Origin of the sequence: Rhizobium azibense (genome assembly GCF_004342325.1) — a bacterium.
GTDB lineage: Bacteria > Pseudomonadota > Alphaproteobacteria > Rhizobiales > Rhizobiaceae > Rhizobium > Rhizobium etli_B.
In genome coordinates, this window is the sequence record NZ_SMBJ01000032.1 from 1 (window position 1) to 7,129 (window position 7,129).

Below are 7,129 nucleotides of genomic sequence, written 5' to 3' on the forward strand. Positions count from 1 at the left end.
CCGGCCATCCAAAACCGACTGTCACAATCGTCAGGCAGGCCTGCGGTGTACGTCCAGCGTATTGTTAAACTGCGCCGATGTGCCGTGAAATTTATACTGTATTTAGGTTCAATTATTCGCGAGCGCGGCTTTATTGACACGATCCGAAAAAAACTTACGCTCATCTCATGGTGCGACGCAATATATCGTTTAGAGCGGGCGAAATACACGTTATAAATGAAGAAAATGAAGTTAACCAATTATGAATCAAGTGGATTGATTGAGTTGCTGTTGAACAGTACACCGTCGTCGAGTTTTCAAGAACAGAGGTTCAAGATGAAAGTTGCAATAGTCCATGACTGGCTTGTTGTTGACGGCGGGGCAGAAAAAGTTCTGCACGAACTGCTTACGCTGTTCCCGGAAGCCGATCTCTATTCAACTGTCTTTCATCTTCCTGAAGAAAAGCGGCGCTTCCTGAATGGGAAAGTGCCCAAAACAACTTTCGTTCAAAAGCTACCCTTCTCTGGGCGCCTCTATCGCAACTATCTCTTTTTCATGCCTCTGGCGATCGAACAGTTTGACTTTTCGTCCTATGACCTCGTCATCAGCTCCTCCTATGCCGTTGCAAAGGGCATCATCACAGGACCCAATCAGGTTCACGTTTCCTATGTCCACAGTCCTGCGCGATATGCATGGGACATGCAGCATCAGTATCTGCGCGAAAGTGGCCTGAACAAAGGCTTCAAGGGCATCCTTGCGCGGTGGCTGCTCCACCGCTTTCGCATCTGGGACGCCCGAACGGCAAACGGCGTAGACCATTGGATCGCAAACTCGCAATTCATTGCCCGCAGAATCAAGAAGATCTATGGCGTGACGGCGACGGTCGTTAATCCGCCGGTGAAGCTGGAACGGTTTGAAATCAAGACGGAGAAGGATGACTTCTATCTCGTTGCATCACGTCTGGTGCCGTACAAGCGCATTCCGCTTGTCGTCGAGGCCTTCTCTCGTACCCCTGACAGAAAGCTTGTGGTCATCGGTGACGGTCCCGACATGGCGAATGTCAAGGCTAAGGCAGGTTCTAATGTCACCGTCCTGGGATACCAACCTGACGACGTCCTCATCGATCATCTGACGCGTGCCAGAGCTTTCATCTTTGCCGCAGAGGAAGATTTTGGAATCATGCCGCTCGAAGCGCAGGCCTGCGGTACGCCCGTCATTGCCTACGGACGCGGTGGCGCGCTCGAAACGGTCGTCGACGGCGAGACGGGCTTGTTCTTCCAAGAGCAGACCGCCGAGGCGATCGTCGACGCCGTTGACCGTTTCGAACAAGACGGTGTAGCCGGGACTCCAGGAGACTTCGAAAATCATGTGAAGTCCTTCAGTTCAGAGGTGTTCAGGCGGAAGATCCGAGAGCTCGTGGACGCAGCAACCACACGCGATAGCCTGCCGTCGGTCAGGCTTCGTTCAGTCCGGGCGGAGCAAGCCGCCTGATTTTCAAACGGCCGGCGTTGAGGCGAGCTCGGCGTTTGCATTGCGCATCTCGTTTCACTCCGCTGCTCCGTAGCCTCGCCGCGATCTCCTGGACTTCGTCATTGCGGGAGCGTACCGGCGAACTCAATCGGTCGAAGAGCGGACAAGGATGTTGGAGCCATCATTGCGTCAGATCAGAAAGTGACTTTTTCATGCGGCGTAAGATCGTAATCGTCACCAGAAGCACCCCCCTCCATCGTCTCGGGGGAATGGAGGTCGTACTTTGGGACCTCGCCAAGGAGTTTGCCCGGCTGGGTCAGGACATTACTGTACTGACAACGTCCATAGGTCGAACGGACGCCTCCACGTCCATCAGCGGTGTACAACTCGCCTGCCTCCCCTGCTCCAGCGGCAAGTACTCAATCAAATGGTGGATCCTTTCACGCCGCTTCTTTCGGGAGAACCTGGCGAAAGATACTGATGTTGTGCTGAGCGTCAGCGCTGGTGCCTTTGCGCTCTCGCGACGGGGTTCCAAGGCTGCTTTCGTCGCGCAGTTGCACGGAACCGCCTGGGGCGAATTCCTCTCTAAGCTCAGGCAACGGAGGCTCGTGCCGTGGCTCACATCAATCCGGAACCTTGGATGGTTGCTACGCGATTTTCGCTATCGCATGTTTGACGTCCTGACGTTTGTGGGGCCGGCGGTGTTCGAGGAGGCTTCTAGGGCGCCAATGTCGACAGTATTCGGGGACTATGTCCCGAAGCGTATAATAACTAACGGCGTCAGCGAAGAACAGTTCGCTTTCGACGGCGCCCAGCGCCTCAGGATCAGAAGAGAGCTCGGATACGGAGATAATGACAAGGTCGTTGTCTGGTCATCGAGACTTCATTATCAGAAAGGCGTGCTCGAAGGTCTCCGCGCATTCCAGATTGCGGCGCAGACGGACGGGAAGCTGAAAATGCTGATAGTCGGCGACGGTCCCGAAAAAACGTCTCTCGAGCGCTTTGTTGCTGACAACAACCTCAGTGCCCGTGTGACAATGACTGGCCGAATTCCACGTGAAGATCTCCCGGGTTACCTGAGCGCCGCCGATCTCTTCCTGTTCACGACAAAACGTGTCGAAGGGCTTCCGATGAACGTTCTGGAGGCCCTCGCAAACGGCTTGCCTGCGATCGTATCCAATAGCATAAATCATCCGGACTTCGGCGCTATCGGGGTAGAACCGGACGATAGCGCCAACGTCGCGCGCTGCATCTTTGCGAATGGTCCGCGGGAATGCCGCACTTCCGCTTTGAAGGAACAGTATACGCTTGAATTCTCCGCAAACGAATATTTGCGTCTCTTCTCCAATATCTCAGCTGGTGCGATGTGAAGCTGTTTGGCTGGTTGAAACACGGGTATGTCTCCCTGCTGCTTGGAAATCTCTCATCCAAGTTTCTGGGCATACTGCGCGAAGGACTGTTTGCGGCCTGGTTTGGGACTGGTGATGTTGCCGCCGCCTACCGCATTGCGCAAACCGGCTATCTTCTCCCGACGCATGGTTTTATCGGCGATAGCCTGAGCGCGGGTCTTCTGCCCCTCTACAGGAGGCTGCAATCCGAAAGTCAGGATGCAGCGCGCCTTCTAGTTCTGATCGCCGGTCTCTATGGCCTGATCTTTTCCTTTATCGTGACAGTCGCGATTTACTATTACTCCTATGAATTCGCTCACGTCCTTGCACCGGGCGCGAACGCCGTCGCCAAGGACATTGCGTCCAACCTGCTAAAAGTGATGGCCCTTTCGACACCGTTCTACGTATTGAGCGGTATGCTGAGCTACCTGGAGGCCGCCTACGGAAAATATGGCGCCATTGCGTGGCGGCCGATGATCCTGAATATCGGCTCGGTGGCTGGCGCGGCGATGGCCGTTTATCTGAAGGCGGACCATTGGCTCGCAACAACGCTGGTCATAAGCCACATCCTGTTTTTTCTACGCACCGTCTTCGAGATCCGGGGCCTTGACAAGCTCACCCCCCAAAGCCGGGGCATCTGGCGTGAAGCCGGCAAGATTTCCGCACGGTTTCTTGGAAACATGGTCCCGCTTCTTGGGCTTCCCCTTATCGGTCAAAGCAATCTGGTCGTAGAGCGCATCGTGTCATCCTGGCTTGGCACACACATTATTCCAAGCGTCGACTACGCCAAGACCATCGTCGATACCGGAACCCAGCTCCTTGCTGTTCCCCTCGGCATCGTCACAATGGCGACGCATGGTGGCATGGCCGGCGAAGAGGCAAGAGCCTTTTCGCGACGGACTGCAGGACTTTTGATGATCTTGTCTTTTCCGGCTTCCGTCCTGATCGCTCTCAATGCCGAGCCTATCGTGACGCTAATCTTTGCACGTGGCCGATTCGATGAAACGGCAATCGCGTCCACGTCCGCCGTCCTCGCGCTGATGGCCGCCGGGCTCGGCTTCAGCCTGACATCCTATTATCTTATCAAGGTGCTTAATGCGCAGTTGCGCAACATCGAGTCCCTGATCATTACGGTGATCGCTGCGGCCATCAACATGGCGATCAACCTCGGACTTTGGCCATACCTCGGCCCCCAGACGATCGGTCTGGGTGCGGCCGGCTATGGCTTCGTGATCTTTGTCCTGTGCCTTGTCAGGCTTGGCTTTGCCTTCGAGCTGCGAAAACTCATCGCAGCTGTTTCAGTTGGTGTCATCGCGCAAGCCCTCTTGACCGTGATCGCCGTCAGATTGATCGGCTTCCCGTTCCAGCTCATTGCATCGTTTTTCATTGCAGCCATGATCTGGCTGCCGCTCGTTCTCATCAGGGGGCCGGTCCGTGACGCGGCAGGACCATTGATGACAAAGCTGCCGGTGCTGCGCCGCTTTGCCTGATCTATTAGACAGATCCCGCGAGAGCGGCATCGACATGCGCCATCATCTTTTGCGTGCGGATCTCATAGGTTTGCTCTCTCGCGATCGCCAGGCGCTCCTCTAGATCTGCGACGTTGCCTTGAAGAGCAGCGTCAATGGCCCCTTCGAATTCGTCGGTCGTTTTGCAGAAGGCTGCAACCGACGTGTACTCGGAAAGAGCCGGCAGTTCGGTTGATACCACCGGCCTGCCGGACGAAAGATACTCGAAAAATTTCATTGGAAACATCGAGCGGGTATACTCATTGATCTTGTTTGGAAGCAGCACGACGTCCATGGCCTTGAGGTAAGCAGGCAGCGATGTATAGCTTTTCCCACCGAGGAAATGCAGGTTCTTGACGCCCTCTAGCGCACTGGAATCGTCGAGCGGATCACCCTCGCCGATTTCGCCGACGAACACGAAGGACCATTGGGGCCGCCGCTCCGCGATCGTCTTGATCATTTCGAAATCGAGCTTGTAGCTCGATATCGCACCGACGAAGCCGATCCGCGGACCCGGGATAAGCGCGATATCTTCGGGAATATCAAGATCCTCACGAAGGGCCTGATTGAAGTGCCTGTAGTCGGCAACATTCGAGAAATAGTGGGTCTCTTTGTTAAGTGGCTTGTGGAGATTGTAGAGGTTCGGAGCAGTGACGAAAATAAGATCGGCCTCCCGTGACAGGACGCTTTCCGCCTTTTCGATCGCCTCCCGGGGCACACCTGGCTGCGTCTTGACGTCGTCAACGGCGTGATACACACACAGCTTGAATCGATCGAGATCGTAGAACTCGGTGGTCATCGGAGAGTAGGTCCAGAGGACCTGCGGCCTGATGCCCTTGAGGGTGCACCATAGGCGAATTCCGGACTGGAGTAAGAGCTTGTTGAGGCGCCGGATGAGCGGGTTGCCGTGCATCGGAATGTTCAGAGGCGACCAGACCCAGATGTTGTCATAGACGTTTTTCGGCGAACGCAGTCCCCGTTTTAAACGCTTCCAGATGCGCTTGAGATCCTTCGCAGTGGCCGTCGGCGCGCGCAGACCCTGCGATTCAACATAGAATACGCGATGGCCCAGAGCCGCGAACTGAACGGCCATATGCTGCTTGTTGGTCCAATAGGGGTTATCCCAGTCTGCAGTCGAAACAAGTATGATGTCCACGGCTTAGTCCCTCATAGATCCAGTTTCTCCAGACGTCGCACGAATGCTTCCAGCAATCTGAAGATCGCTGTCGTGTGCGTACGGTCGGATAGGTGAATTGTCAGAAATCTTCAGCCTCTCCCAATGTGAAGAGCGATTCTTTTCGATAGGGGAGCGCTTTGAAGGCCTGCCAATCGACTTTGGCCATGTCGCATTCACGTGAGGCGACTACAGCGTAAACGGGCTCGAAACCTGGACCCAGGCCCGTATAGGCAAGTGCGAGGCTCGCATAGAAGCCCAACAGCGGCGGCCAGCGGGGTTGATCGTCCGCATAGAGTTTTCCACGGAACAGAAACCAAAGTTTCTGCTCGTCAACAAGTCCCTTCCGTACGGTCTCCTGGTGCCAGCCTTGTTCGGAAACCGGCACGAAATACATGATGCAGCTCTCTTGTCCCGCAAGCAGTGCGACACGTCCCGAAAAGCTGCTCAAGCCGGCGACCTGATAGCCCTGACCGGCAAGTGTGGATCCAGCGGCGGAAGCGATATCTTCGTTTGTGGGCCTCAGAACAGATGCGGCGACAAACGTTTTGATCGACAGCGTGGCAATCAGCCCGATTGCCAGAAGCAAACTAAAGCGCCGAACTGCGGCCATTCCGGACTCCATAATTGCAAACGAGCACCACAACGATCAGGCAGATCCAGGACACGACTGATGTTCCGATGGGTCCATGCAGGAGGTCGAAGTGTTGGGGAAAATAGCCGATGAGCGTAATTCTGAAGACGTTGATCGTCATGACCGACAGGCATGCGAATGCGCACCACATCATGTTGCGCGGCCGCCACCTGCTGTTGTTGAGTTGCGTGAACAAGACCCAGCACAAAAGCGCAAGCGAGACGTTGGCCATGGACGAACAGGGTGCAGCGATCTGCAGGTAACCCTCGCCGCCGGGCATCGCCACGATGTTGGAGCTCCTCTCCGTGCCAGTGATACTGGCCACCAGCGATGCGTCGATTGCAAGGAAGAAATTAGAAAACACACTAAAGAGCTGTTTGCTCCAGAACATCGGCACGGTCACAGCAAGGAAGATCCAGCCGGCGTGGGACTGGGCCGAAAGAGACGAGGGCGCCGTGGCGAGGAAATAAAGCGCGACAATGCTCATCAACGGCCAGGTAATCGGACTAAGCGGCAAGAGACACACCAGCACAGCGGCGCCCGCGACAACCTTGTCCAGTGGACTGATCGGACCGGGCTCCACCCGCCAAGCGTAGCGGATGCCGAGCATCAGCCCGCCCCAGACGATGGCGCTGACCTCGAAGGTATTGATCAGCGAATAAATCCATCCATCCCGGGCTATGCCTGTAGCGATCTTCGAAAGCAGCGCATTCGAAGAGAGCAACGCAAAAATGAGCGTGAGCATCTGCGGCCGGGACAGGCCCAGAACCAGTGTAATATCGCGATCGGCGGCCGGCACTGGAATGCCATCGATGACACGGAAATTATCGACCATTGCTGGAGCCTATTGCGCGAATTCAAGAGTTTGATCGATTGCGGAACCCGGTGTTCAATACTGGATTAAGCTTGCGCTTTCTACCGAAAAATAGACTTGTTCACTAATATCACTCTTCAACGTTAATATGACAGCCTCTGC

Annotated in this window: 6 protein-coding genes; 3 read left to right on the plus strand and 3 right to left on the minus strand. The window is 55.3% G+C overall.

Annotated elements, in window-relative coordinates; all coding sequences use genetic code 11:
• The first annotated feature begins 315 nt into the window (after positions 1–315).
• The 3 genes from EV130_RS32135 (at position 316) to murJ (ending at position 4,327) form a co-directional block, all read left to right on the plus strand.
• A complete protein-coding gene (locus EV130_RS32135; RefSeq protein WP_132554554.1) occupies positions 316–1,470 on the plus strand; it encodes a glycosyltransferase family 4 protein in 1,155 nt (384 codons plus the stop codon).
• 191 nt (positions 1,471–1,661) lie between these two features.
• Complete coding sequence (locus EV130_RS32140; RefSeq protein ID WP_132662572.1) at positions 1,662–2,819, plus strand: glycosyltransferase family 4 protein; 1,158 nt, start codon at positions 1,662–1,664, stop codon at positions 2,817–2,819.
• A complete protein-coding gene (murJ, locus tag EV130_RS32145; protein WP_165918607.1) occupies positions 2,816–4,327 on the plus strand; it encodes a murein biosynthesis integral membrane protein MurJ in 1,512 nt (503 codons plus the stop codon). Before EV130_RS32140 ends, murJ begins: the two co-directional genes overlap by 4 nt.
• A gap of 4 nt (positions 4,328–4,331) precedes the next feature.
• Here murJ and EV130_RS32150 read toward each other — a convergent pair whose 3' ends face one another.
• The 3 genes from EV130_RS32150 to EV130_RS32160 all read right to left on the minus strand — a co-directional run bounded on the left by EV130_RS32150 (position 4,332) and on the right by EV130_RS32160 (position 6,988).
• A complete protein-coding gene (locus EV130_RS32150) occupies positions 4,332–5,501 on the minus strand; it encodes a glycosyltransferase (RefSeq protein ID WP_132554560.1) in 1,170 nt (389 codons plus the stop codon).
• A 100-nt stretch (positions 5,502–5,601) separates the two neighbouring features.
• Positions 5,602–6,132, minus strand: a complete 531-nt coding sequence (locus EV130_RS32155; RefSeq protein ID WP_132554562.1) for a hypothetical protein — start codon at positions 6,130–6,132, stop codon at positions 5,602–5,604.
• Entirely contained in the window at positions 6,110–6,988 is an 879-nt protein-coding gene (locus EV130_RS32160; RefSeq protein WP_132554564.1) for an exosortase/archaeosortase family protein, read from the minus strand. Before EV130_RS32160 ends, EV130_RS32155 begins: the two co-directional genes overlap by 23 nt.
• Positions 6,989–7,129 lie beyond the last annotated feature (141 nt).

What these genes read in the sequence shown, in the direction of transcription:
- EV130_RS32135 (WP_132554554.1), top strand. Translation starts at nt 316, where the DNA reads ATGAAAGTTGCAATAGTCCATGACTGGCTTGTTGTTGACGGCGGGGCA.
- EV130_RS32160 (WP_132554564.1), bottom strand. Translation starts at nt 6,988, where the DNA reads ATGGTCGATAATTTCCGTGTCATCGATGGCATTCCAGTGCCGGCCGCC.
- EV130_RS32155 (WP_132554562.1), bottom strand. Translation starts at nt 6,132, where the DNA reads ATGGCCGCAGTTCGGCGCTTTAGTTTGCTTCTGGCAATCGGGCTGATT.
- EV130_RS32140 (WP_132662572.1), top strand. Translation starts at nt 1,662, where the DNA reads ATGCGGCGTAAGATCGTAATCGTCACCAGAAGCACCCCCCTCCATCGT.